Origin of the sequence: Methanosaeta sp. UBA458 (assembly GCF_002496085.1) — an archaeon.
In the GTDB taxonomy this organism is placed as follows: Archaea; Halobacteriota; Methanosarcinia; order Methanotrichales; family Methanotrichaceae; genus Methanothrix; species Methanothrix soehngenii.
Genome location: NZ_DAIK01000096.1, coordinates 1 through 23,746, shown reverse-complemented (window position 1 = coordinate 23,746; position 23,746 = coordinate 1). Strand labels below are relative to the sequence as shown.

Below are 23,746 nucleotides of genomic sequence, written 5' to 3'. Positions count from 1 at the left end.
GTATACCATAATCCAATCACTGAGATATCAAATTATTTGCCCATTCACGAGTTGAGCCTCTTTACAAAAAAGTCCCTAATAGAGTATTCTGGCAAGCCAGAGAATGTGTCGGTATCAACAGTTCCGACCTTTTTTATCCCCATTGATTATCAATACCGCCATTTAGGAGAGAAGCATTATCGAAAGATTTTAAATATGATTGTCCAGAAGAAGCGGGAGCCCGACCTTATTCATTCTCATTTCGTATGGACATCGGGCTATGTGGGAGCCAGGCTAAAGGAAAGATACCATATACCACTGATCATCTCAGGATACGGATATGACCTATATGATCTACCATTCAAGAATCCTCAATGGAGAGAGAGAATCCGGGGCATATTGAACGATTCTGATTGCATAATCACCGTCAGCAACCGCCTCGCGGATTATATTAGGAAACTAGATGTAAATACACCGGTAGAGATCTTGCCAACAGGATATGATGGCAAACGCTTCTATCCCCGCGATCAGCAGGCATGCAGAAGAACGTTAAGACTGCCTGAGAAAAAAAGGATAATCCTGACCATTGGAAGCCTGGTAAAGGTTAAGGGGCACATAGACCTCATCCATGCCATCAGTGAGCTTGAAGGAAGATCAAAAGACATTTTATGTATAATCTTAGGAGAGGGAAATCTCAGAAATGAACTGCAGAAGGAGATAAAAAAATGTGGCCTCGAAGAGGTCATAAAGCTCGTTGGAAGGAAGCCCAGAGAGGAGCTCCCTCTGTGGATAAATGCCTGTGACATATTTGTACTGCCAAGCTTGAACGAGGGAAACCCTACGGTGATGTTTGAGGCTCTGGCCTGCGGCATACCTTTTGTTAGCACCGATGTGGGCGGGGTCTCAGATATCATCACATCAAAAGAGTATGGCCTCATATGCGAGTGCAATGATTGCATGGATTTATGCAATAAAATGCTCGAGGCGCTGAATATAAAATGGAATAGAGATGCAATCCAAAGCCATGCACTGCAATATGAATGGGACAGCCAGAGACAGAACCTGCTTGAAATTTATAAAAAATTCATGTGATCAGCTGAATTGCAGTCATGCAATAATATAAGAGCCATTTGGATTTAGTTAGAGGATTCTGAGGACGATTATGTGTGGAATCAATGGTTTTAACTGGAAAGACGAATATATAATAGAAAAAATGAACTCCAGTTTGCGGCATAGGGGTCCAGATGATGAAGGAATTTATGTCGATGAAGAGGTTTCATTAGGGCACTTGCGCCTGTCCATCATCGACCTATCCGAAAATGGCCATCAACCGATGTCTGATCGTCAAGATAAATTTTTTATAATATATAACGGAGAGGTTTATAATTTTCAGGCTCTTAGAGAGGAGCTGGAATTACTGGGATATTCATTTAAATCCAATACGGATACAGAGGTCATATTATATTCCTATATGCAATGGAAAGAGCGGTGTCTGGAAAAGTTCAATGGAATGTTTGCCTTTGCAGTATACGATTCTGAAAGCAAGAGACTTTTTTTGGCGAGAGATCGTATGGGAATTAAGCCGCTATATTATTATTTCGATGAAAAAAACGAAGTTTTTTTGTTTTCTTCGGAGATTCCACCCCTGCTGGAACACAAGATCGATATCGAACCGAACAAAAAGTTGATAAAAGATTATTTACTTTATAATGTATCGGATCACACTGACGAGACTTTCTTTGGCGGGATAAAGAAGATTCCCAAAGGCTGCTATGCCACCTTTGATCTCATGCGATGTGAATTAGAGATAAAAGAGTGGTATAATATAAAATACAAAGAAAGATTCGCAGGCACATACGAAGAGGCAATATCCACATTTAGAGATTTGATGGTGGATAGTGTGGATATCAGATTAATCAGCGATGTTCCAGTGGGCACATGTCTGAGCGGGGGAATCGATTCGTCTTCCATAGCATGCTTGATCAACAGAAAAATGAAGATAAAGACATTTTCAGCGGTCTACAATGGCTATGAGAGAGATGAATCAAGATACATATCTATTGTGGCAGAGAAGACAGGCATGGCCAACTACAGAGTCCATCCCACTGCGGAAAAGCTGAGAGAGGATTTGTTTAAAATTATTAAATTAATTGGAGAGCCTTTTCCCTCAGCCTCCATTTATGCCCAAAATTGCGTGCAGAAATTGGCCAAGGGCAATGACGTCACTGTGGTGCTGGACGGTCAGGGTGCAGATGAGCTTCTGGCTGGATATCACTATTTTCTAGGTTTTTATCTAGTAGACTTATTAAAAACCTTAAGGCTAAAGAGGTTCGCCTCTGAATGCTACAATTTGATTAAGGGCAAGGAATATATGATCGGCATCCAGTCTTCATTATATCTTTTGCTGCCCATATTTATAAGAGAGCAGATTTTTCTGCGCGAATCCCTGCTATCCAGAGAAATGATGAACGGATCCGTTGCCACGACAGAATACTTTAAAAATTTTTCCGATTGCAGATCCTTGGGACAATCCCTGGAGTTCCATCTGAAATACCGGCTAGAGCAGCTATTGAAATGGGAGGACAGAAACTCAATGGGAAATCAAACCGAATCACGAGTTCCGTTTCTTGATTATAGAATAATTGAATTCATATCGGGATTGCCTGACGACTTCATAATAAGAGAAGGGAGAACTAAGGCACTGCTCAGGGATGCGATGATCGATATCGTGCCCAGTGAGATATTAAAGAGACGGGATAAGATCGGATATGAGACCCCTGATGCATATTGGCTGAAGACCGAGGACTTCGAAAAGCTTTTGAGCGATTGGTTTTTAAGGGGCGAACCCCTGTGCAGAGAGTACATTGATCTGAAAAAGCTGCGCCATCAGATAAAAGAGCATATACATAAGAACAAAAATCACGCTCGAAATCTATGGAAGGCCATCTTCCTGGAAGCCTGGCTTAAAACCTTTTTTCCCAACAGGAATCGGATGTAAGCCTCGAGGGCCAAGGCTCATGGACCCCGAGAGCCTTGAAATATTCTCATTCAGACATCTGGAAGACCGAATCCATACGATCCCTGATTATTGAGCGTTCCCTCCACAATCATCGATCCAATGGAGGAAGAATAGCAGTACATGATATTAATGCTCGTCCCCGGAGCACAGTCTATGGTATGCTTTGCAGGTATGAATACGGTTCCGATCAGCGTTGCCATTGCTGTGCTTGGATCGATGCCCCGGAGATAGGCGCAGGCATATGAGGCATTGACTGCGCCCCCGCGCAGAGTTGCTGTCGCAGATCCCAATACATGCAATGCATAATATCCATCCAAAACGCAATTTTCAAGGGTTGCTGCCGTGGGACCATCGATGTCGGCGTCTATATAAGATGCCCCTCCATAAGAGCTGGCTTTATTCCGGTCCGATTTGAAGAAGGACTCCTTGATATGGACTCCAATCGAGCTATGAATCAATAGACCATATGCATTCGGACTCGCAGTACAATCCATGTTGACGCTGGACATCTGCAGATCATTTATGCACCATATGGTGAGAGGGGAGGCAATGCACGATATGTCTTTTACCACAATGCGGTCTTTTGTCCGAGTTTGGTAATCGTTATTCCCATGGATTGTTAGCCCGGTTCTGCAGCGTTCAAAAACACAATCAGAGACAACAGTATCCTGTGCGGTATCAAGGAGTATGCCCTCCAGGCTGCAGTCTCTGGCAACTACATTGGTTATGGAAGAATGCGATTCAGATCCCATCCCATTATTTCCCAGGTACAAGCCGGTTCCATATGAGTTCTTAAACTCAAGGTTGTAGTAATTGCCGCCGGACCTGGGGCTGCCGGTCAATATCAGTGAAGCGCCATCTTTGTACCATTGTTCCTGATTGTCCCTGTTGCCATCAAAGGTCATATTGGCAACAGTAAAGGCGGTAAAACCCGGATTGAGAGAGATTGCACGGTTGAGCATCATCGCTACAGGATGGCCGACGGAGAATTGGTTTGGTTTTAATTTTAGTACGGTTATGCCTGCCCCATAGCCGAAGATGTGGACATTCTTGTTGCCCAATATAGGAATGCAGATCCAGAAAGGATTCAAATCCCCTTCGTCCAAGTAGAATTGAGTGTCCGCGCTGAGAAGGTACTCCCCATTGGAGATTAAGACATTGCCATTATCGGGGACGAAAGTTATGGCCTCTGTTATTACTCGAGAGTCGTCAGTTCCAGCCACACCGCTGGAGATCACATTGCCACCAACATCCCTAGCAATGATCGATCCGCCTTCGATAGATACGATAACATGATATACAATATCATTCAAATTTTTTATATCAGATCCCTCTGATAGTGAGCTCATTTTGCCGTCCTCCCAACATAATCAGGTCCACACCGATCTGCACAGTCATCAATTTTCTCCCAGTTGAGCGCAAGTGAACGCACCCTATCTGGCCGCAGACACCAGGCCTTTTCCGCTTCAGACTCAGTCCCGTAAAGGCAACAACGGCCATATTAGCACACTTGAGCCTCTAATACCTATTTCTCGTTGCTATATAAATAACTTTTTGATTTTTCGATATATGTAATAATGATCGTCTGACCATATATGGCTTGGGCTTTCGACTGCCCTTGCATGAAAGCATTTATACAACCAAGATCAGATACAAGATTAGATACGAATCAGTGGCGTCCAATTCATAAATCTGGCCTACAATGTCTTATATGGCCTGGAAACCAGTCATGAACTTCAATCTGCACCGTTATCTGAGCTGCAAAGCAATCGCAGGAATGGCCGGAGATGGTTTATATAGAACATCCTTCTTCATGGCCTTCGCCAACATCATGAGCGCAGGATGCGGCTTCTTCTTCTGGATTATCGCTGCCAGGCTTTATGCCCTAGAGCAGGTGGGCCTGGCCACAGCGCTCATATCATCTCTTGCACTCGTCGCTCTCTTCTCAACCCTTGGCTTTGACTCCTCCATCATCCGCTTCCTTCCCCTGGAGGATAAGGGGAAGGTCATAAGTACGAGCTTTTTTGTTACCACCGGAGCCAGCATCATCTTCGGTGGAATATGCATCTTACTGATGATGATTCTGACCCCTTCCATGCCTTTTTGGCAGGATCCGGGTCATTCTCTGGCCTTCATTCTGGTAGCAGCCCTGAACTCAATCGCTGTCATGGGAGGATACGCCTTTGTTGCTGACAGAAAAGCGGACCATTACTTCTTGCAGAATCTCTTGCAGGCAATTCGAATTCCAGCCCTTGTGCCTCTCGCTTTCCTGGGCGTCTTCGGAATCTTCGGCGCTATTGGCCTGGGGTATTTGACCGCAGCGCTCTACAGCCTGACGAAGATTCAGCTGAGCATATGCCGGATCAGGCCACAGGCAGACCGGGAGTTCATACGCAAGTCCTTGCGATTCTCCTCTTTAAACTACCTCTCTAGCCTTCTATATGCTGCACCTACCCTCATGATGCCCATACTGGTGCTGAGCCTGCTCGATGAAGCTGAAGCCGCAAAATACTATATCGCCTTCGCTCTGGGCACTCTGGTGCTTATCATCCCCAGCTCCTTTGGGACCTCCCTCTTTGTGGAGGGGAGTCATGGAAATAGCCTCAAGAAGAGCGCCTTTCGCGCAGGAGGCGCAAGCCTGATGATAATGCTCCCCGCCGTGTTGGTTCTCTTCTTCTATGGCGACCAGCTACTTGGACTTCTCAGGGGAGAGTACGTGGAGGGATTCGGCCTTCTGAAGATCATCGCCCTCTCTAGCTTTCCTGTGGCCTGTTATTCCCTATTCATCCCCATTCAGAATGTGAGGATGAGGGTTGAGAGCATAGTGAAGCTGAATGCCCTCAGGTGCATCCTGCTACTTGGATTGAGCTATGTTATGGTAAATCGATACGGCATCCTGGGAGCTGGATATGCCTGGATGATAACCTATATGGTGATCGTTATTTGGGTGGGATGGGTGGCATTAAAGGAAAAGTGGATTTGAAATTATATTTAAAGAAGCTGAGTTACCGACCTTGCTGAGACATTGAGGATACGGGTGGTTATCTCAATAAACAAAATCTCCTGTTGGTGCCGATCGATCCCGAATGCATCGCTTATCAACTGTTTTTCCATCTCCAGGGCGATTAATCTCGTTTGCACCTGGGTGATTTTATGATGCTTGCCGAGCTCTGCAATGACATTCATAAAATAGCCAACGCTGTGCAACCTATCAGAGGAGAGGCTCTTGACAAGACCGCACTCCGTACAATATGGATGGGGCTTGAGTCCTCGATCCCGCCCTTCAAAGTAATGGGGTAGCCAGATCTTCTCCTTGCTCCCTGATATCTTATGTTCGCAGCAATTCATACTCATACCATAAGGAGTTCAAGAGCTTTAAAAAACCATTGGTTAAATTATGGAACTGCGAGACAATTGCAGTATCATGGGAAGGATGCCGTATATGAGAGGCAAATTTTTTTAATGACATTTTATTAAACTTTTATATAACATGACGTTAGGATTTTAACCAGGGCACTATATGTTTAAAATTATAATTTTTTTGTTTAATAATAGTATTCCCTGATAAAATGCTTTGATGAACCTTTGCGCGATAATCGATTCCTTAGAGTAGGACTACAATCTGTCGGAATCAAAACGTAGAAGCCATACCCTTTATCGGCGGGGAGTAGTCACCCACCGCAAAAGGCAAATAGAAAAGTAGAAATGGATTTCAGGCTATTGCTGCTATCAAAGAATCCCAGATCGAATACACACCAGGACATCTGAACATGTATGAAATCAACTACGATCTCTGGCAGGAGATGATCGAGGATATAGCTTTTGAATATGCGCCTCTCTTCTCCATCATGCATGAAGCAGCAAGAGAGCTACCCCTCTCCCGGGCTCTGATCGATGATCTTTTGAGAACAAGAGAGCGGAAGATATCGACAGAACCATGGCAAATGTGGCTTCAGATCGATCCGATCGATGACAATATCGGCGGTTTTAGAATCTACTTGATGGCCTCAGAGGAGCTGGATGCCATAAAAGAGCTTATGTCAGAGATTGCAGAAGATCATGGAATCTCCCAGGAAGAGATAAATGCCTTTGAGGTTGAGCACGGTCTGGACATGCTGGGAGATGTCTTTGAGGTGATCAGAGATAGATACGAGATTCTTCCGGAGATCAGAGGAGGCAATATCATCTTTTCCCTGATGGCTTTCGACAGCCAGGATATAGACGACAGCAAGGGAAACGATATCTTCTGGAGCGGGGAGGCTTATACAAATTAGTTCAGCAAATGCTTAGGTAAGGCACAAAGATGGCAATCCGGATCAATCCTGACCCACCATTAATTCGATGTTTTTCATAAAAATTCTTAAATGCTTGTATAACTCCTTTAGATGCTTTTCTGCAGAGAGCATATCCTCTGGCTCCTGCACGAACCTTCCTGGAGTCAATTCGTCCCCGCAGTTGTCTATCAGCCTTCGTATGCTTTGCCTGGACGACTCCAGATGAAATTGCAGTCCAACATTTCGCCCGATCTCAAAGGCCTGGTTAGCGCAGGCTGCAGTCGATGCCAGCCCAGTCGCTCCTCTAGGCAGGTCAAATGTATCCCCATGCCATTGAAATGCCGTGAATCTATCAGGAAACCCCTTGAAAGCAGAAGAGCTAAAGGCAGCACGATTCAGCTTCACCTCATGCCAGCCGATCTCCCTATAGCGATTTTTATGCACCATTCCTCCCAGGATATCTGAGATCAGCTGGGCGCCAAGGCAGATTCCAAGAATAGTCTTCTTGCTATCCATAGCCCTGCGTATGAACCTCTTCTCCTCCGCCAGCCAAGGATAAAGATCCTCCTGGTAGATGTTCATCTCCCCACCTAAAACCAGCAGCAGATCAAAATCAGCATCTTTGGGGAGCCTCTCGCCCGCAAATATTTTAGTCCCGAAGACATCATGACCGGAATCTTCCGCCCAGAGGGCGATATTTGCCGGGTCCTCAAAGGGATTGTGCTGGATGTAGTGCAATCTCATCGCTCATCTCTCCCTGCATTACGATGGTCCTTGATAAGGTGAGAATAATGGATTATAGCTTTTTTTGAGAGGATTTAAGAAGATTTGAGGGGATGTATGAGAAATCCTTAGGTTTAAAAGTTCAAAACTATAAATTCTACTCGTTTTCTCTGAACAGATAAAACCTCGCCTCCCGGTAATTGACCAGCCTCCTGCCAAATCCAGCGAGCTGCGCTATCTCATCCTGCAAGGGCCGGACGATGACATCCGCACCCACCGCAGCCGCCAGCTCCCCCATGGCAAGCTGCATCTCCAGAGGAGGGCGAATGGAGTAGATGAGGCCCGCTCCCTGATAGATCTCCCTCCGGGGGGCGAAGATGTCGTCCTTTTCCACCATCATGCCCGCCAGAAGCCTCTCCACCCGATCCGTAAGGATCACTTCCAGGCCCATATCCGACAGCCTCTGAGCAACATGGGGAAAATGGCCCACACCCACCTCCACCACCCTGCCAGGGTAGTTTTTGGCGATGAACTCCGCCAGGTCCCTGGCAGCCGTCTGTCCCGTCATCTTGGTTGCCACTTCTCGTCTGATCATTCTTATCTCTATCCGCAATTGTTATTAACAGATGGCACTAATTGATTATGAGAAAGCAATGAAGGGATAGGGATGGAACTTGATATACGGGAGGCCATGGATTTTTCAAATTCAGGCGACGACTTCGGTATCCCCAGAATACTGATCGTGGGCTGTGGCGGCGCAGGCGGAAACACCATCAACAGACTCAAAAGAATGGGCCTGATGGGGGCGAAGACCATAGCCATAAACACCGACCGCCAGCACCTGGAGACCGTCTCTGCGGATGAGAAGATGCTGATTGGCCGGAAGCTCACCCGGGGGATGGGAGCAGGAGGAGACCCCGAGGTTGGAAGGAAGGCGGCGGAGAGCGCAAGAACGGACATCGAGGACCTCTTGCGCGGCGCAGACCTGGTATTCGTCCTCGCGGGCATGGGTGGAGGCACTGGCACCGGCTCAGCGCCGGTGGTGGCAAGAATTGCCAGGCAAGAGGGCGCCCTGGTGGTGGCCATGGTCACCACGCCATTTCACATGGAGAGGAAGAGGATCTTCATCGCCGAGGAAGGCCTGGAGAACCTGCGCAATTACGCAAACACCTCCATTGTGATGGACAACAATCGCCTGCTGGAGCGCGCCCCCCACCTGCCCTTCCAGGAAGCATTCTCTCTGGTCGACGGTATTACAGGCGAGATCATCCAGGGGATCTGCGAGACATTGACCACCCCCTCGCTAATCAACCTGGATTATGCCGATGTGCACACCATCATGAACACCGGCGGGGCCAGCTTTATGCTGGTAGGAGAGGGGAGCATGAAGAAGAGCCCGGAGAATATCGTCCGCTCCGCTCTGAACAATCCCCTCCTGGACGTGGAGCTCAGAGGTGCAAAAGCCTGTCTGCTGCACATTGACGGTGGACCGGATATGACCCTGAAGGAGGCAGCTTCCATCGCCAGCAGCCTAACCCAGGACCTTGACCCGAGGGCGAATGTCATCTGGGGGGCAAAGATCAAGCCTGAGCTCAAGGGCAGGGTGAAGCTGATGGCCATAATAACCGGGGTGAAATCTGCCCAGGTGCTGGGGTCAACCGAGGCGGGGATGGATCCACTGGAGGAGATGAGCCTGCCAGCCGATCGGTGCATTGGCCTTGCCCGGACAAGGACTGATGCCATAAAATGAGGATATTAGGGGAATAAAGATGAGCGTGATAGCATGGATGAACTCTTGTTCCAGATAATGGCCTTAATCCTGGCGATAATCCTGGGCATTGCCGCGATCTACAGCATCCGCCTCTATCTGGAGATTTGAGCGGAAAGCGGGTCATTTGGCTTTAGCTGCAAATTGCAGCTTTCAGGCTCAGCGTCCGAAGAAATAGCATCGCCACATGCAGTGCCCATTGCCAATTCGTTGGCGATATCCATGCCCCATTCAGCCATGCCCTGCGGGGGTCAACCTCTGGAACTTCCAGAGCCGGTCCAGCCTGGCTGTGGCATCCACACCCACCTTGGTGGTCATTCCCTCATTGCTCCTGGGGTCGAGAGTGCTGCCGCGCACATTGGGATAAAGAACTATATCCTCGTCACCACGCATGCGCGTAGCCAGGGCATACTCCAGGTCTCGAGGATCGTGAATATCGATATCTGAGTCCACTACCAGCACATGCTTCAAAGAGCGATGGGCCTTGATAGCGGCATCGATCGCTCTTCTGGCATCCTCCTCTGTCTCCTTCTCAATCTGCACCACGGCATGGAAGTAACAACATCCTCCCTCGGTAAGCATGACGTCCTTCACCTTTGCCACCTTGGAGACCTCCCGGTAGATAAGCGGCTCATAGGGCACTCCCATCAGCATCTTGTGCTCACCTCCTGCAGGCAGAAGGCCATGATAGATGGGCTCATTGCACATCATCATCCTGGTTAGCCGGATGACCGGCTCCTGCCGGACCAGGTCCCGAGTGCCGGTGATGTCCACGAACGGCCCCTCCGGTGCCCTTTCAGTGGTGATGTATCCCTCTAAAACGATCTGTGCATGGGGAACAAGAACCCCATTATCCAGAGCAATCAGCTCCACATGAGAGCCTCGCAGGGCGGCAGCATAACAAAACTCCATCTCTGGAGGAACGCGGGTGGAGGCAGCCATCAATACCAGCGGATCCACTCCTATGGCCACAGCCACTGCAACTTCCTTGCCCTTGGCCAGAGCGGCCTCATAGAGCTGATGGGTATGCCTTCCCGGGACCAACCTTGCTGCCAGTCGATCTTTTCCCAGGACCATCAGGCGGTGAACGCAGGCATTGATTTTGTCCTCAAAGCGGCTCACCACCACTCCAGAGGTGATATAAGGGCCGCCGTCCCCCGGAAAGTAGGTCATGATGGGAAGCCTGCTGAGATCCGGTTGGGAGACATTCTCCATGAAACTGGACCAATCCACCTCTCGCACGGGACCCTGGCATCCGATCTGGGATAGGTGGCGGACCATATCCTCAGCAGGGATGCCCAGGGCCCGGGCCAGGAGGTCCCTCGTCCCAAGGATATTCAGGCAGCACTTATGGCCGGAGACATCGTCAAATAGAATCGGCCCACTACCCCAGGATCTCTCTGTGACCTCTTCAACGGGCGATACAGGGTCACGCACGTGGTTCATCAAACCTGACCCTTCCAGATCATCCAGAAAGCCCCTGAAGCTCATGATCTTACCCTCCTTTTTATTACGCTTGCCTTCATTCCGCCACCTTTTCTCATCTTTTTAATAATCTCTTGTCATTCTATCTCTTTCCACTATTTTAGATCCATCTCACACCAGGAGCACAGCGATCAGACCGCTCAGGAATACACCGTCAAAGGTTCCAGCTCCGCCGATACTGGCCACTGGAGCCCCAAGGTCGCGGATCTTTCCCAGGTTGAGAATATCCGCCCCAAGCAGAGTGCCCAGGGTTCCTGCCGCATAAGCAATTAAGAAGATGAGATCATGAGGTGCGCCCAGCACATAGACCATGAGGATCGCCGCCAGGGCGGCACAAAGGGGTGGGACCAGGGCAGGAGTCACTATCCCCAGCCCTCGAACCGGCCTCGCCACCCGGTTGGTGATGATGGCCACCAAGACAATGCCCGATAGTGCATAATAGATGGACTCTGGAAACCGGTAGATGAGTGCCATGGAGATCAATGAGGGAATCAGGGCCCCACCCACATTTATGGCCAAAAGGGTATTGCAGCTCTTCACCACAGGGACATGATAAGATACGCCAAAGGCCCGAATGTGTCGTTCATGGACCATGGGAGTGCTGCACTCTAGGTTGGTCAATGGTATGTTTATGCTGGATCCAACCAGAGACGCCAAAAGCACAAAGAGGGCCTGGCTCCAGGAGAAACCGATCTTGGTGAAGGCTGTCCTGGCCAGATCAAGGAAAAGAAAGCTCACTACTATTGCAATCAAGAACGCGAAGCCCAGCATGATCAATATGCCAACTGGAGAGTAGATCAGACGGTTTTCCATTTTCCTCTATATTGCCATCCCAGGCGTATAACCTTTTGTATAAGGGCGTGCAGCTGCAAAAGAGATTTGTAATGGTATGTCAAAGAGTCGCATATGAAAGAGAAGTGGCTCATGGCCAGAGGATCATGGGAGGAGATCAAACCCCAGATAACCACCGCCCTTGAATCTGGATTCGAATGCGTAATCGTGGATCGGGAGAACGTCGAGCGGGTGCGGGAGCTGGGAAATATCCAGGTAGCATGCTTTGGCGCCGAGAAGGGTGCGGAGGACATTCTGGTGATCGGCAGGCACGGTGAGGGCGATGGTTCGGTGCCTCTGCCCAAAGACCTGAACAGCTCCATGGACTATGCTCTGGCCAAGACCATCTCCGGGAACAAGGCCGCATATGTGGTCATTGCCGGCAAGAAGTATGAGCAATTCGCAGTGGAGATGGGAAAGCATGTGGACTATCTGCTGGTGATCGGCACCGACTGGAAGGTGATCCCCCTGGAGAATATGATCGCCGGCCTGCAGGGATGCCAGGTTAAGATCATCAGTGGGGTCAAGAGTTCGGATGAGGCAAAGCTGGCCCTGGCCACACTGGAGCAGGGAGCAGATGGAGTGCTATTGGACAGCTCTGACCTCTCTGAGATCAAGAGGGTTATGAGGGCAGCAGAGCAATCGGAAAAAGGGCGCCTGGACCTCATACCAGCCAGGGTGGTCTCGGTCAAGCCGGTGGGGATGGGCGACCGGGTCTGTGTGGATACCGCCAACATGATGGTCCCAGGAGAGGGAATGCTCATCGGCTCCCAGGCCAAGGGCTTTTTCCTTGTCCATAGCGAGTCAGAGGACAGCCCCTATGTGGCTGCGCGTCCCTTCCGGGTGAACGCCGGCGCGGTTCACGCCTATATCCGGGTGGGGGAGAAGACACGCTATCTATCGGAGCTAAAATCTGGTGACGAGGTCACCATTGTGAGCAAGGATGGCCTCTCCAGGAGCGCTATCGTGGGCCGGGCGAAGATCGAGAAGAGGCCCATGATCCTCATCGAGGCGGAGGCAGATGGTGTGCTCATAAGCACGCTGCTGCAGAATGCTGAGACCATAAAGCTGGTGAGCAGCGATGGCACCCCCAGGCCGGTGACGGAGCTCAAAGCCGGGGACGAGGTGCTGGTCCATCTGGAGGAGGCTGCCCGCCATTTCGGCATGAAGATTGAGGAGAGCATCGTGGAGAGATGAGATACGTTATGAAAAGGTCGCAGATCGTTGCCGTCCTGGGAGAGAGGGCAGCAGACGACCTCAAGGCGGCATCCGATGCAGACATGATTGAGCTGAGGCTGGATCTGGCCACTGAGCCCATTCAGACGATAAAAGCCATCAGAGAGGCTACAGAAAAGGCGATCATCGCCACCAATCGCCTCCAGGCGGAGGGAGGGAAGTTCCAGGGGTCAGAGAGGGAGAGGATCGAGCTGCTCGTTCAGGCCTCTGAGTACGCCGATCTGGTGGATATCGAGCTTCAGGCAGAGTTAAGAGAAGAGTTCATCTCTCAAGTCAGCCGGCCGGTCATAGTCTCTTATCATGACTTCCAGGGAATGCCCGGGATCGATGAGCTCGCTGCCATAAAAGAGAGGATGAAGATGGCAGGTGCGGCGATTGCTAAGATCGCCGTGACGCCCAGGAGCCTGAAAGACGACCTGGATCTCCTAGAATTTTTGCTAGCTGCAGATTTGCCCTTATGTCTGATCGCGATGGGAGATCTGGGCAGACACCTGCGGGCAGTGGCTCCTTTGTATGGTTCTGCTCTGGCATATGGTTATGTTAGAGAGAGCACCGCTCCCGGGCAGATGAGCCTGGCAGAGCTCTCTAGTGCCAGAGAGTTGCTCAAATGGTAAAATTAGCCAAATTTTTTGTATTTATGGAAAATATTATTAAAAATGAAAAAATAAGTCGCCTAATGGACATGATTTTTTCTGATAATGCTGCCTGCATAATAGATCGGATGAAGATTGCTTAAAACCTGGGAAATTCCCCTATCTTTTAAAAAATAATTATAGACATGTTACTAAAATCAATGGTTGATAGAGAATATTATATATTTAAATTTAATATTTATTTGAATTTCAGCCCTATAATCGCTCCTTATAGGGAGACATAAATGTTATTTGAAGATTAATTTTCTGTATTAATTATAATATGTAATTGGCCAATTGGCTGACCGAATATGCGCTATGATTTGCCATATTCGTTCTTCAATACTTATCTGAATATTTGACGCAAGATTTAATTACTCTAACTGCAAATTAAAAGACATGGATGCAGTCGTTGATATAGGAGGCAGGCCTGGTTATAACTGCGGGGGATTTTGCAGCTTCTGTTATTTTAAAGGAGTGAAAACGGTTGAGCCGCTGGGATGCAAATATTGCCCACCCCATAAAAAGGGGTGCGATTACTGTTCTAGAGCAGTAGTTGAGATCCAGCCAGGCTTCAAGTCCCTGGATCAGTTGGTATTTGAAGCATCCCAGCAATGCATATTATCACGGCCGGATTCCATAACCATAAAAGGGAATGGTGATGCCAGCTTTCATCCAGATTTGCTTAAACTGGTTCAAACCCTCAGCAACGGCGTTGTACCCATCCACCTGGATTACACCAGCGGAAAGGGCTTTTTTAAGGGGGATGAAGCCGGTCCCCTGATCGAAGCCGGATTGCGAAGGATAAGCTTCTCCGTCTTCTCAACTGACCCTGAGCTTCGGCGAAGGTACGTGAATGATAAACATCCAGAGGCTGCGCTCTCAAACCTCAGAACCTTTTGCGAAAGATGCGATCTATATGCCATGATCGTCCTCATACCGGGCATAAACGATGGCTTTCAGCTGGAGAAGACCTGCCAGGACCTCTGCGATATGGGAGCAAAAGGCCTGATGCTCATGTCATTTGCCAACAGCAAAGAGCAAGGGCTCATCTTTGGAAACGAGCCGTTAATGCCGGGCATTGTTCCCTATTCCGTGGAGGAGATCCGCAGGATTGCCACTGAAATAAATGAACGATATGATATGAGGGTCATAGGGACGCCTCTATGGGATCCACAGACAGGAGCTCCTTTCGCCCTGGCCCATCATAGAAAAGAGCTGAATCGACTGCCGGCCATCGAGAGGAGCGCCACCATCATCACCAGCTCTGTGGCCTATCCATTCCTATCGACCATATTCGAGGAGATAGGAGAGGATGTGAATGTGGTAGCAGTGAATAAGGAGATAGGAAACCTGATCACCCTGGAGGATTTCAACTTCCTGGATCTGGGGAACATAAAAGAGAGGGTGCTAATACCGGGAATGGTTCTAGCTCATGACCAGGAGATCAGAAGGGCTCTTCGCCGTGATGGAGTGCGCCGGCTGGTCTTCAGAGGTCCTGATGCCCTCACAGTCGAATCCGAGAGAAGCATCTACATGACCACCGAGGAGGTTATCGCCAGAGAGGTGGAGGCATTCTCTGGATTGATATGCCAGATCAATGAGCTGGGCGGAGAAGAGACAGAATCCGCCACGGTCCAGAAAGATCGTGATAATTGTAGCTGTGAGAGAATGGACAGATCTCACTATCATGAAAACCCGATAATGGTGGATGAAGAGGATATCAAGCAGACCGTCGGCTGACTCCCTGACGATTAATTTTATCTCACATCCCGGCCAGTGCCAGCAAGAGGTGACTTAGATTGAGCGAGATGAGAGAACTGGTGATAAATAAGGACGATTATTTGAAATTTCTTGCGGACCGCCTGCGGCTTAAGGGCACCTGCCAGAGGGAGATTGAGAATGTGAGCTTCCCCTTCCTCTTCGCCTCAGGAAGCGAGATGCTGCGCACTTATATTCTGGGAGAGTCTGAGTTCACCTCCACCCTGCCAGACAGGTACCGGCTCCCGGACAGAGGATTCATCTGGTTCCTATTCTCACAATCTGTAAAAGAGATTCAGGTAATGCCTGAGAGGATGACAATAAAATACGAATTAAAAGACGAATACCGCAAGCCTTTCAAGCAGTTCTATCTCTAGCGACCTTTTCCCCTGGCCGGTCACTGGTCCGAGTTGGTCGGGTCAGATACAGGTCATGCCGTTTCATCCTTTTCCGCCTTGATCTTGCGGCCCCAGGATCCTGTCAGACGGCCTCTCTGTGCCAGGCTGCCCAGGAGCGCCTCAGCATCGCTGGATAGGGGCGCAGGCTTTTTTTCCCAGAGGGGGGTTCCGGGCAGGGGCATGAACCGGTGCGCTCTCACCTTTCCTCCCTTTTCCTCAATCCATCTGGCCAGGTCCAGGGTCATATGCTGATCCTCTGCTGACTCCATGGGCAGGCCGAGTATCAGATCCACCTGGGGTACGAGGCCATGATCCAGGATATGCTCGCAGGCTGACTCTATCTCCTGCCGGCCGTGACCCCGTCCAATGCTCTCCAGGACCGCCGGGCTGCCGGACTGTCCTCCCAGGCTGATCGTTTTATTGGCGCAGTATCCGGTTATGAGCTCCAAAGCCTCGTCAGTTACGAAATCGGGCCTGACCTCGGAGGGAAAGGTGCCGAAGTAGATGGGCTTCTTCTGCTCGGACAGCCCTTCCAGCAGAGCTTTAACCTTCTCCAGCCGCGGACGCCTGCCGTCGGAGCCATAGGCAAGGGAGTTGGGAGAGGTGAAGCGGATGTCTTTATGGCGGCGGGCGTATCTGGCAACGACGGGGATAGAGCGGTGGCGCATGCAGCGCCCGAAAAGGCGGGGGGTCTGGCAGTAGGTGCAGCCCCAGGGGCAGCCGCGGGAGATCTCTATGGGAGCGAGGATGCTGGTAAAAGGGGGATAGAGGTCCAGGTCCACAGGAGGCCTATCCTCGGTATAGATCGCCTTTCCCCCTTTTCTATAGGCTATTCCCCGGACATCTGCCGGCTCTTTGCCCATCTCTATCGCTTCAATCAGCTCGGGCAGGGTCTCCTCTCCTTCTCCTATGGCCACGAAATCGAAATGCTCCAGAACCTCCTCCGGCAGGGCGGATGGGTGGGGACCGCCGGCGACGAAGACCGCATCCAGATTCGCTGCCCTGGCCCTATCGACCTCTTGATAGACCTCCCCCGCCTGAGGGGTGGCAAAGCTGTAGAGCATGATTCCCGCCCTGGGCCCCGGAGCCAGAGAGGCATCTACCAGAGGTATGAGAGCAGCGATGCTATAGGAGTTCCTGCTATTGGAGCGAAACCATATCCTCACGGATTCTCTTTGAGCTTCAGCTGCACCTCCAGCTCTCTATTAGCTGGATCATGCTTGTACTGTATCTCCGCCTTGAGGGGCTCAGCGGGATTCACTCCTATAGTCCAATCGCCAAAAGAGGCTTCCACCCGCCCTCGGGCCTCGACTTCATCCGCCAGGCCCCGCAGCATGTCAGCCATCTCTGCCGCAGTCATATAGATCTCCTGCTCGAACTTCACTCCCTCGGCGGGGCTTCCCGCAGTCTTTCCCGGCCTTCCTCTTATCTTTGCCATTTGCGATCACCGGTTCGCATTTTATGGCCTATTCCATAAAACATTTTCCGCATTACGAGCACTCCAAATCTCGGGCTCCATGAGCTATCTAAATCGCGATCAAATCCTCAATCATCCTCCAGGGATCCTCCCAGGAAGAGAGGAACCATCCGGAAGGCCACTGCATCCACCAGGCCCCTGTCCGTCAGCTTCAGCTCAGGGATCACTGGCAGTGACAGAAATGAGAGGGTCATGAACGGGTCCTCCAGATCGCATCCCAGCTTGTGAGCGGCATCAATGCACTCCGCTATGCCCTCTGCCACCTCTTGCATATGACTCTCCGAGAGCAAGCCTGCCACGGGCAGAGGCAGGCTGGCCAGGACTTCACCATCGGCAACCGCCACCAGCCCGCCATCCATCTCCGTGACTGCTGAGACCGCGGCCAGCATCTCCTCGTCCCCGGTTCCGACCACAACGATGTTATGGGAGTCATGGGCGACGGATGTGGCCAGAGCGCCCCTCACCAGACCCAAGCCCTGCACCAAACCAAGCCCCACATTGCCAGTGGCCCTGTGCCTTTCGACCACCGCCAGCTTGAGGATATCCTGGTCGGTGTCCGATACCACTTTTCCCTCCCGGATCAGGGGAAAGAGGGGCAGAGATCTGGTGATGATCTGGCCGGGGACGATGCCAATTGTTCGGGCTGGCCCCTTCTCGGCTACAATCTCAAACGACCGGCGGCTGAGAGCAGCGAGATGGATCGATTTATGCATTGCCTTGACCGGTCTATTCATAGGGGCGAGGAAATCTCCATCCCTGGCCACCAGCCTGCCGTCCTTGAAGACATGAGTAACCCGCGGCTCATCCAGACCGTCCAGGACGGCGATGTCCGCCCGATAGCCGGGTGCTATTGCCCCCAGGTCGGCCAGGCCGAAGTAGCGGGCAGCATTGAGAGAGGAGATCTGCAGGGCAACTATGGGGTCCAGACCCTCATTTATCGCCTTTCTCAGCATGAAGTCGATATGCCCTTCCCTGAGGATATCTGCCGGGTGGCGGTCGTCTGAGACGAATAAAAACTGGCGAGAGTTTTTCAGCGTGACCAGCGGCAGAAGATCGGAGAGATTCCGGGCAGCACTTCCCTCCCGCAGCATGATGAACATCCCGGAAAACAGCTTCTCTTCTGCCTCGGCCAGGGTGGTGCACTCGTGATCGGAGCGGATTCCAGCGCAGATATAGGCAGACAGGTCCGGACCGGAAAGGCCTGGTGCATGGCCGTCCTTGAGCCGTCCCCCTGCCAGCTGGATCTTTTTCATGATCTGCGGGTCCCGGAAGATTACGCCAGGACAGTTCATTACCTCGGCCAGGCCTATGACCCCCTCCTCCTCAAAGAGACCGACCAGGGCATCCGGGCCCAGGGCTGCCCCTGCAGTCTCCATGTCGGTGGCTGGGACACAGGAGGGGAGCATGACGAAGACGTTCAGAGGGACATTTCTTGATGACTGCAGAATATAGCGAACCCCCTCCTCGCCCCAGACGTTGGCGATCTCATGCGGGTCGGCGATAACTGTGGTGGTGCCTTGTGGAACCACTGCTCGCGCGTACTCTGGAACTGTGACCATGCTGCTTTCGATATGTACATGGCCGTCGATGAACCCAGGCGCCAGGATCTGGTCCTCCAGGGGAATGATCTGGCGAGCGCTGCTGCATTCAAAGCCCACGATCCTGCCCTTGTGTACGGCAACGTCCGATCTGCGAACCTCGCCCGATATGAGATTGGCTACGGATCCCCCAAGGAGAAGAAGATCCACCTCGATCTCACACCTGGCGGCAGCTATCAACTCCTCATATTCTTCCATCTGGCCCATGATAATCAATTACAGTCGGTCCTATTTAAATGCGATATTTGAATGACCCGGATCACCTCTTGGCCAACGAAATGGCAGGGTCTTCCCTTTGTTTGAATAAAAAAATCCTCATCGACACCAGATAAATTTAAATCGAGAAGCATAGATAAACTAAACCGTGCGTGAATTCAAGGATATAATTCTGAAAGTGGCCAAAGCCTATCCCAACGACTCCGCCCGGGGCATCGCCCGCCTGGACCCCAACGCCCTTCTAACCCTGAGGCTCAGTCCGGGTGACATCATTGAGATTGAGGGGAAGAGGCTTACCGCAGCCAAGGTCTGGCGCGCCGACCGGCAGGATTGGTCTCAGGATTATATAAGGATTGACGGCTTCATCCGCCAGAACGCCGGCGTTGGAATCGGGGACAAGGTGAAGATCCGTAAGGCCAAGTTCGCCGAGGCGCAGAGGATAGTCCTCGCCCCCCCTTCCGGATCGCATATGCACTATGGGGATGAGGCAGCTGATATGATCCGCCGCCAGACGCTCAAGCGGCCGGTGGTGGCGGGAGATATACTTCCCATCATGAGCTCCGGCAGCCATCCCTTTGTAGGCCGGATGGAGCCAGTGCCTTTAGTGGTAACAGAGACTCATCCCGATAATGTGGTGGTGGTCTGCGAGAGGACGGAGATCGTTCTCCTGGAGAAGCCGGCCAAGAGCGTCCGATCGGTCAAAGCCACGGGAATCACCTATGAGAATGTGGGCGGCCTGCGCTCAGAGGTGCAGCGAGTGCGAGAGATGATCGAGCTGCCCATGAAGCATCCTGAGATCTTCCAGAAGCTTGGCATTGAGCCTCCCAAGGGGGTTCTGCTCTACGGCCCGCCGGGCACGGGAAAGACCCTCATCGCCAAAGCAGTGGCCAATGAGAGTGGAGCTAACTTCATCTCCATTGCCGGGCCGGAGATCATGTCAAAATACTATGGAGAGAGCGAGCAGAGGCTGAGGGAGATCTTCGAGGAGGCGCAAAAGTCCGCTCCATCCATCATATTCATCGATGAGATCGACTCCATTGCCCCTAAGCGGGGTGAGGTTACAGGGGAGGTGGAGAGAAGAGTGGTGGCCCAGCTCCTGGCCATGATGGATGGCCTGAAAGAGAGAGGCCAGGTGGTTGTGATCGGAGCCACCAACCGGGAAGAGGCCATTGATCCCGCTCTGCGCCGGCCGGGCCGGTTCGACAGGGAGATCGAGGTCGGAGTTCCGGACAGGGAGGGCAGAATCGAGATCCTGCAGATACATATGCACAGCATGCCCGTGGCGGATGATGTGAACCTGGAGGGATTAGCGGACCGGATGCATGGTTTCGTCGGGGCAGATGTGAACGCCCTGTGCAAAGAGGCGGCCATGAAAGCCCTGCGCCGCTATCTGCCCGATCTCACCTCAGAGGATGAGATACCCCAGGAGATCATCGATCAGATGCAGGTCATGGGTGCGGACTTCGAGGAGGCTCTCAAGGAGATCGAGCCCTCGGCCATGAGAGAGGTTCTGGTGGAGGTGCCCCGGGTCAACTGGAACGACATGGGAGGATTGGGAGCACTAAAGCAGGAATTGATCGAGTCCATAGAGTGGCCCATCAAGCAGCCGGAGAAGTTCCAGAAGATGGGCATAAGGCCGCCAAAGGGAATTCTGCTCTACGGCCCGCCGGGCACGGGAAAGACCATGATCGCTCAGGCGGTGGCCAATGAGACCAACGCCAACTTCATAAGCATCCGGGGGCCGCAGATGCTCTCCAAATGGGTGGGCGAGTCGGAGAAGGCGATCAGAGAGATATTCCGCAAGGCAAGGCAAGTCTCGCCGGCAATCATATTCTTCGATGAGCTGGACTCCATTGCCCCTATGAGGGGAATGGACGAGGGGGGCAGAGTGATGGAGAGGGTGGTAAACCAGCTTCTAGCAGAGCTTGACGGCCTGGAAGCCTTGAAGGATGTGGTGGTGATCGCCGCCACCAACCGGCCGGATATACTCGATCCAGCGCTGCTTAGATCGGGAAGGTTCGACCGAATGCTCCTGGTGGGGCCGCCTGACCGGCAGGGGAGGCATGAGATCCTCAAGATCCACGCCTCCAGGACGCCTAAAGGAGAGGATGTGAGCCTGGAGGAGCTGGCGGAATTGACCGATGGCTATGTGGGCTCAGATTTAGACAACCTCTGCCGGGAGGCGGCTATGCTTGCTCTGCGGGAAGGGCTGGACCGGGTGGAGATGAGGCATTACCGGGAGGCTTTGAAGAAGGTGAGGCCGAGCGTGGAGGAGCATATGCTCAGCTACTATGAGCGCATCGGCGAGAGGTTTAAGGGCGGAATTAAGGTTGAGCCGGCTTCGCTCGCCGGCTACCGCTAGCCTGGCGGAATAGGATGATGGCTTGAATCTGTGCATGATGCTTGAATCGATGCTCAAGTCTTGACAATTGGATTGGAGAGGAGGGTTTTAGGGGCATGGGAAAGGTGTTCGCGGGAAGCATTGGAGATAAAGAGATTGTAAACATCGATGGCACAGTCCTGGGAGATCTGGAGAACATTATCTACGAGGTCATGACCGGCAAGCTGGTGGACCTGGTGGTAAAGCCAAACTCGGGCCTTGATCGCAGCAAGTACCGAGAGGACGGCAAGTTTGTGCTGATACCATTCAGCTCGGTGGTGGCGGTCAAAGACTACATCGTAGTGGATGAGAGCCGGGCTATGAAAAAGTAGGAGGCTGGGGCTCAATTCCTTTTCTTTGCCTTAAAACGTATCTTTGCACATATTCCCTGACTCATAGCGCTCATCTGGACACAGCCAGAGTTCTTCAGCACCACTCTCTGCTCTCCGGAAAGCTTATTTCTTCTTAGGTCCTCCATTTTTCGATGATGCGACTTAGATCTTATTTGGCCATCGGCATCCTTGTGCTCNNCAACACCGGGGGCAGCCAGTTCTTCATCAACCTGGTGGACAACAATTTCTTGGACGACAAGCATCCCGCCTTCGGCAAGGTGATCGAGGGAATGGATGTGGTGGACAAGATCAGTAAGGTCGAGACGGACAGCAACGACCGGCCCCTGGAGGAAGTTGTGATCGTTCGGGCCGGTGCGATTGTCTAAATTTGGGGATGATTTGATTATGGCAACAGAGAGTACAGAGGCAGGAGATCGGGTTCTGCTCGCTACCAGCATGGGCGATATCACAATTCAGCTCTACAGCGATATGCCCATCACCGCAGGCAACTTCAAGAAGTTGATCGAGAAGGGCTTTTATGATGGGGTGATCTTTCACCGAATCATTGACGGCTTCATGATTCAGGGCGGGGATCCCACCGGAACAGGCCGGGGAGGTCCGGGCTATGCCATCAAGGACGAGTTCACCCCAAATAGCAAAAACGCCCGGGGGACCATAAGCATGGCTAATGCCGGGCCCAACACCGGGGGTAGCCAGTTCTTCATCAACCTGGTGGACAACAATTTCCTGGATGGCAAGCATCCCGCCTTCGGCAAGGTGATCGAGGGGATGGATGTGGTGGACAAGATCGGTAAGGTCCAGACCGGTGCCATGGACCGGCCGGCAAAAGAGGTCAAGATCATGAGCGCAAAAGTGATCGCTTGATCTTTATTTTTTCGATATATTGCATCAAAAGCCTTTTATCGCTCTGTCGACTATTATAAAGTGGAGAGTTGGAATGAAAATAGCTACATCAATGATCGCATTGCTAATGCTATCGCTAATGGTAATCGCATTGGCCGGGAGCTGCTATGCACAAGGCTCAAGCTCTGCACCATATGTGGGTGGCGATTTTGGCAGGGCGTGGCTGGGCAACATTGGCCAATTAAGTGCTCAACCTGCGAAGAGCACATATAGCGACCTGTGGAATTGGGGCGGCGGCCCGAAAGGAAGCATGGCGGTCAATGGCTACCTGATACCAGATCTGCGCTATATCTGGAAGTCAGAAAACGGCACAGGCTATTGGGCGGGATGGAAATATCCATACGCAAGCGGATGGTATCCTGGATACAATTATCCTTACTTGTTTGGCAGCATCTACCCCAGCAGCTACTACTATCCCCCAGACTACCTCTCCAGTGGATATTTGGCTCGCAGACTATATTGAGAGGAGAATTATCATGGTCAAGTCCAATCTATTGGCAGAATTTGCGGTATCGAAAGACCGGCTGATTCAAGCCCTGGCATGCGTGTCCAACCTGGCAGATAGGGCAGTTGTGCAGGCCATTGTTCATCCCAAGGATACCATACTGGGATTTGCCTTCAGCAACACTCTCGTGAATGGTGAGTCCGGGGAACAGATTTATGCTTATTACGTGACCACTCCCGCCCCCTTAAAGGGGCAGGCTTCTACGGTT

Annotated in this window: 24 protein-coding genes and 1 pseudogene; 15 read left to right on the top strand and 10 right to left on the bottom strand. The window is 51.3% G+C overall.

Going from position 1 to position 23,746, the window contains the following annotated elements:
* The first annotated feature begins 105 nt into the window (after positions 1-105).
* Together BP822_RS06695 and asnB are read left to right on the top strand one after the other, a co-directional pair.
* Positions 106-1,071 carry a glycosyltransferase gene (locus tag BP822_RS06695; RefSeq protein ID WP_286878017.1) on the top strand — a complete coding sequence of 322 codons (966 nt, stop codon included), beginning with the start codon at positions 106-108 and terminating at the stop codon, positions 1,069-1,071.
* A gap of 70 nt (positions 1,072-1,141) precedes the next feature.
* Positions 1,142-2,977 (top strand): asparagine synthase (glutamine-hydrolyzing), encoded by a 1,836-nt coding sequence (asnB, locus tag BP822_RS06690; protein WP_286878015.1) that lies wholly within the window; start codon positions 1,142-1,144, stop codon positions 2,975-2,977.
* Positions 2,978-3,027: 50 nt separating this feature from the next.
* On the opposite strand, the gene BP822_RS06685 is transcribed toward asnB, so the two are convergent.
* Positions 3,028-4,347: a glycosyl hydrolase family 28-related protein gene (locus BP822_RS06685; protein WP_286878014.1), complete on the bottom strand. Its 1,320-nt coding sequence runs from the start codon at positions 4,345-4,347 to the stop codon at positions 3,028-3,030.
* A gap of 464 nt (positions 4,348-4,811) precedes the next feature.
* On the opposite strand from BP822_RS06685, the gene BP822_RS06680 reads away from it, so the two are divergent.
* Positions 4,812-5,981, top strand: coding sequence for a lipopolysaccharide biosynthesis protein (locus tag BP822_RS06680; protein WP_286878012.1), 1,170 nt, complete (start codon positions 4,812-4,814; stop codon positions 5,979-5,981).
* Between the two features lie 8 nt (positions 5,982-5,989).
* Here BP822_RS06680 and BP822_RS06675 read toward each other — a convergent pair whose 3' ends face one another.
* Positions 5,990-6,346 carry a hypothetical protein gene (locus tag BP822_RS06675; protein WP_157863682.1) on the bottom strand — a complete coding sequence of 119 codons (357 nt, stop codon included), beginning with the start codon at positions 6,344-6,346 and terminating at the stop codon, positions 5,990-5,992.
* A 422-nt stretch (positions 6,347-6,768) separates the two neighbouring features.
* Here BP822_RS06675 and BP822_RS06670 point away from each other — a divergent pair, with 422 nt between their 5' ends.
* Positions 6,769-7,272, top strand: a complete 504-nt coding sequence (locus tag BP822_RS06670; RefSeq protein WP_286878011.1) for a hypothetical protein — start codon at positions 6,769-6,771, stop codon at positions 7,270-7,272.
* 42 nt (positions 7,273-7,314) lie between these two features.
* On the opposite strand, the gene BP822_RS06665 is transcribed toward BP822_RS06670, so the two are convergent.
* Both BP822_RS06665 and BP822_RS06660 read right to left on the bottom strand, forming a co-directional pair.
* On the bottom strand, positions 7,315-8,016 hold the full coding sequence (locus BP822_RS06665; protein ID WP_013718994.1) for a type 1 glutamine amidotransferase: 702 nt from the start codon (positions 8,014-8,016) through the stop codon (positions 7,315-7,317).
* Between the two features lie 136 nt (positions 8,017-8,152).
* Positions 8,153-8,590 (bottom strand): UPF0146 family protein, encoded by a 438-nt coding sequence (locus BP822_RS06660; protein ID WP_013718995.1) that lies wholly within the window; start codon positions 8,588-8,590, stop codon positions 8,153-8,155.
* A 72-nt stretch (positions 8,591-8,662) separates the two neighbouring features.
* On the opposite strand from BP822_RS06660, the gene ftsZ reads away from it, so the two are divergent.
* On the top strand, positions 8,663-9,745 hold the full coding sequence (gene ftsZ, locus BP822_RS06655; protein ID WP_273271058.1) for a cell division protein FtsZ: 1,083 nt from the start codon (positions 8,663-8,665) through the stop codon (positions 9,743-9,745).
* A 249-nt stretch (positions 9,746-9,994) separates the two neighbouring features.
* Here the strand turns inward: ftsZ and BP822_RS06650 are convergent, their stop codons facing one another.
* The gene (locus BP822_RS06650; RefSeq protein ID WP_013718997.1) at positions 9,995-11,254 is read right to left on the bottom strand and encodes a UbiD family decarboxylase; all 1,260 of its coding nucleotides are present in this window, start codon (positions 11,252-11,254) and stop codon (positions 9,995-9,997) included.
* Between the two features lie 105 nt (positions 11,255-11,359).
* On the bottom strand, positions 11,360-12,061 hold the full coding sequence (locus BP822_RS06645; protein WP_013718998.1) for a DUF1614 domain-containing protein: 702 nt from the start codon (positions 12,059-12,061) through the stop codon (positions 11,360-11,362).
* A gap of 93 nt (positions 12,062-12,154) precedes the next feature.
* On the opposite strand from BP822_RS06645, the gene BP822_RS06640 reads away from it, so the two are divergent.
* From BP822_RS06640 to BP822_RS06625, 4 genes are all read left to right on the top strand, one after another.
* Entirely contained in the window at positions 12,155-13,276 is a 1,122-nt protein-coding gene (locus tag BP822_RS06640) for a 3-dehydroquinate synthase II (RefSeq protein WP_013718999.1), read from the top strand.
* Positions 13,273-13,929, top strand: a complete 657-nt coding sequence (locus BP822_RS06635) for a type I 3-dehydroquinate dehydratase (RefSeq protein WP_273271059.1) — start codon at positions 13,273-13,275, stop codon at positions 13,927-13,929. Before BP822_RS06640 ends, BP822_RS06635 begins: the two co-directional genes overlap by 4 nt.
* A 417-nt stretch (positions 13,930-14,346) precedes the next feature.
* Complete coding sequence (gene mmp10 / locus BP822_RS06630) at positions 14,347-15,690, top strand: methyl coenzyme M reductase-arginine methyltransferase Mmp10 (RefSeq protein ID WP_273271060.1); 1,344 nt, start codon at positions 14,347-14,349, stop codon at positions 15,688-15,690.
* A gap of 68 nt (positions 15,691-15,758) precedes the next feature.
* Positions 15,759-16,085, top strand: a complete 327-nt coding sequence (locus tag BP822_RS06625; protein WP_232844375.1) for a hypothetical protein — start codon at positions 15,759-15,761, stop codon at positions 16,083-16,085.
* Between the two features lie 53 nt (positions 16,086-16,138).
* On the opposite strand, the gene BP822_RS06620 is transcribed toward BP822_RS06625, so the two are convergent.
* The 3 genes from BP822_RS06620 to ade all read right to left on the bottom strand — a co-directional run bounded on the left by BP822_RS06620 (position 16,139) and on the right by ade (position 19,388).
* On the bottom strand, positions 16,139-17,272 hold the full coding sequence (locus BP822_RS06620; protein ID WP_273271061.1) for a TIGR04013 family B12-binding domain/radical SAM domain-containing protein: 1,134 nt from the start codon (positions 17,270-17,272) through the stop codon (positions 16,139-16,141).
* Positions 17,269-17,544 (bottom strand): amphi-Trp domain-containing protein, encoded by a 276-nt coding sequence (locus BP822_RS06615; protein WP_013719004.1) that lies wholly within the window; start codon positions 17,542-17,544, stop codon positions 17,269-17,271. The genes BP822_RS06620 and BP822_RS06615 overlap by 4 nt, the downstream gene beginning before the upstream one ends.
* Positions 17,545-17,651: 107 nt before the next feature.
* On the bottom strand, positions 17,652-19,388 hold the full coding sequence (gene ade, locus BP822_RS06610; protein ID WP_273277949.1) for an adenine deaminase: 1,737 nt from the start codon (positions 19,386-19,388) through the stop codon (positions 17,652-17,654).
* A gap of 157 nt (positions 19,389-19,545) precedes the next feature.
* Here ade and BP822_RS06605 point away from each other — a divergent pair, with 157 nt between their 5' ends.
* Complete coding sequence (locus BP822_RS06605) at positions 19,546-21,759, top strand: CDC48 family AAA ATPase (RefSeq protein ID WP_273271062.1); 2,214 nt, start codon at positions 19,546-19,548, stop codon at positions 21,757-21,759.
* A 95-nt stretch (positions 21,760-21,854) separates the two neighbouring features.
* A complete protein-coding gene (locus BP822_RS06600; RefSeq protein WP_013719009.1) occupies positions 21,855-22,109 on the top strand; it encodes a PRC-barrel domain-containing protein in 255 nt (84 codons plus the stop codon).
* 11 nt (positions 22,110-22,120) lie between these two features.
* Here BP822_RS06600 and BP822_RS06595 read toward each other — a convergent pair whose 3' ends face one another.
* Positions 22,121-22,255: a hypothetical protein gene (locus BP822_RS06595; RefSeq protein ID WP_286858772.1), complete on the bottom strand. Its 135-nt coding sequence runs from the start codon at positions 22,253-22,255 to the stop codon at positions 22,121-22,123.
* 54 nt (positions 22,256-22,309) lie between these two features.
* Between BP822_RS06595 and BP822_RS06590 the strand changes: the two are divergent.
* The 4 genes and pseudogenes from BP822_RS06590 to BP822_RS06575 form a co-directional block, all read left to right on the top strand.
* Positions 22,310-22,495, top strand: a pseudogene (locus BP822_RS06590) (peptidylprolyl isomerase); the annotation flags it as partial.
* 19 nt (positions 22,496-22,514) lie between these two features.
* The gene (locus BP822_RS06585; RefSeq protein ID WP_273277952.1) at positions 22,515-22,994 is read left to right on the top strand and encodes a peptidylprolyl isomerase; all 480 of its coding nucleotides are present in this window, start codon (positions 22,515-22,517) and stop codon (positions 22,992-22,994) included.
* Between the two features lie 73 nt (positions 22,995-23,067).
* Positions 23,068-23,496, top strand: a complete 429-nt coding sequence (locus tag BP822_RS06580; RefSeq protein ID WP_013719012.1) for a hypothetical protein — start codon at positions 23,068-23,070, stop codon at positions 23,494-23,496.
* Between the two features lie 13 nt (positions 23,497-23,509).
* Positions 23,510-23,746, top strand: a 237-nt coding sequence (locus BP822_RS06575; RefSeq protein WP_286878008.1) for a hypothetical protein, incomplete at its 3' end; no start/stop codon positions are given.